Raw genomic sequence first — 1,346 nt, 5'->3', positions numbered from 1 at the left:
CGCGAACTCCGCGTTAAATAACCTGCATTGGAAAATTGAGTAAGCAGTAAATACTAGATTTCGATCATTTCGAAGTCTTCCTTGCCCACACCGCATTCGGGGCACTGCCAGTCTTCGGGGATGTCTTCCCAGCGGGTCCCGGGGGCGATACCTTCTTCGGGCAGGCCCTGCTCTTCATCGTAGATAAAGCCGCAAACGACACACATGTATTGCCTGTATTCCATGATAACCACTACATCGTTGACTGTTTGAATCGGGTATTATCGCATTTTAGCCGGCCAATAGGAATCGGTTGAATTGTCCGTGCTAGACTCCATGTCGTTGGATTACAGTCATTTTTACTCAGGTTGTTATTATGTCCGAGTCTCCGATCCCCGTGGTGATGTGCTTCTCCGGGCTGGATCCCACCGGTGGTGCCGGTGTCCAGGCCGATATCGAGACCCTCGCCAGCATGGGTGGCCATGCCGCGCCAATCATTACGGCACTGACCGTGCAGGATACCCGGTCGGCCCGCCGGTTTGAGGCGGTAGACCCCATGCTGCTGATCGAGCAGGCGCGTGGGGTGCTCGAAGATATGCCCGTCGCCGCGTTCAAGCTGGGCATGCTCGGCAGCGTCGAGGTCATCGAGGCAATCCATTCGATCCTGGCGGACTACCCGGATATCCCACTGGTACTGGACCCCGTGCTGGCCGCCGGCGGTGGCGGGGAGCTGGCTGACGATCCCATTATCAACGCCATGAAAACCCTGCTGATGCCGCAAACCACGGTTTTGACCCCCAACAGCGAGGAAGCCCGGCGCCTCGCCCCCGAAGCGGACAGCCTGGCCGCCTGCGGCCAGGAATTACTGGATATGGGCCCCGAATACGTACTCATCACCGGCGGCCACGAACCGGGCCCGCATATCGACAACATGTTGTATGCCAATCATCGCCAGCTGGAAACCTTCAGCTGGGATCGCCTGCCCCATTCCTATCACGGCTCGGGCTGCACCCTCGCCTCGGGCATCGCCGGGCTGCTCGCCCAGGGACTGGACCCCTTCGCGGCGATACACGAGGCCCAGGAGTTCACCTGGCACGCTCTGCAACAGGGCTTTCGCCCCGGCATGGGCCAGCACGTCCCCAACCGATTGTTCTGGGCCCGGGGCGACGACGAATAATGCGGGATACCCGTCTGCAAGGGCTGTATGCTGTCACCGACGGCCGGCTCACGGGCGAGTCGCTGTTCGAGGCCGTGCAGGCCGCCCTGGCCGGCGGGGTCAGGATCGTGCAGTACCGCGACAAATCCGGGGAGACACAACGCCGTCATGACGAAGCGGCCCGACTGGCCCATCTGTGCCATGAACAGGG

3 protein-coding genes are annotated in these 1,346 nt (G+C 60.7%); 2 read left to right on the top strand and 1 reads right to left on the bottom strand.

Annotated features, from left to right (window positions below; translation table 11 throughout):
* Positions 1-53: 53 nt before the first annotated feature.
* Positions 54-224 (bottom strand): rubredoxin, encoded by a 171-nt coding sequence (locus tag RI563_RS03910; RefSeq protein WP_310693040.1) that lies wholly within the window; start codon positions 222-224, stop codon positions 54-56.
* A gap of 131 nt (positions 225-355) precedes the next feature.
* Between RI563_RS03910 and RI563_RS03905 the strand changes: the two genes are divergently transcribed.
* Together RI563_RS03905 and RI563_RS03900 are read left to right on the top strand one after the other, a co-directional pair.
* Complete coding sequence (locus tag RI563_RS03905; protein WP_310693039.1) at positions 356-1,156, top strand: hydroxymethylpyrimidine/phosphomethylpyrimidine kinase; 801 nt, start codon at positions 356-358, stop codon at positions 1,154-1,156.
* The coding region (locus tag RI563_RS03900; protein ID WP_310693038.1) for a thiamine phosphate synthase at positions 1,156-1,346 on the top strand (191 nt) is incomplete at its 3' end. The genes RI563_RS03905 and RI563_RS03900, both read left to right, overlap by 1 nt.

It is taken from the genome of Thiohalophilus sp. (assembly GCF_031581315.1).
Taxonomy (GTDB): domain Bacteria; phylum Pseudomonadota; class Gammaproteobacteria; order UBA6429; family Thiohalophilaceae; genus Thiohalophilus.
Note: the sequence above shows the minus strand (reverse complement) of the source record. Positions and strands in the feature narration are given on the sequence as shown.

Bases quoted from the DNA above. Each gene is read 5' to 3' on its own strand.
- RI563_RS03910 (WP_310693040.1), bottom strand. From the start codon at position 224: ATGGAATACAGGCAATACATGTGTGTCGTTTGCGGCTTTATCTACGAT.
- RI563_RS03905 (WP_310693039.1), top strand. From the start codon at position 356: ATGTCCGAGTCTCCGATCCCCGTGGTGATGTGCTTCTCCGGGCTGGAT.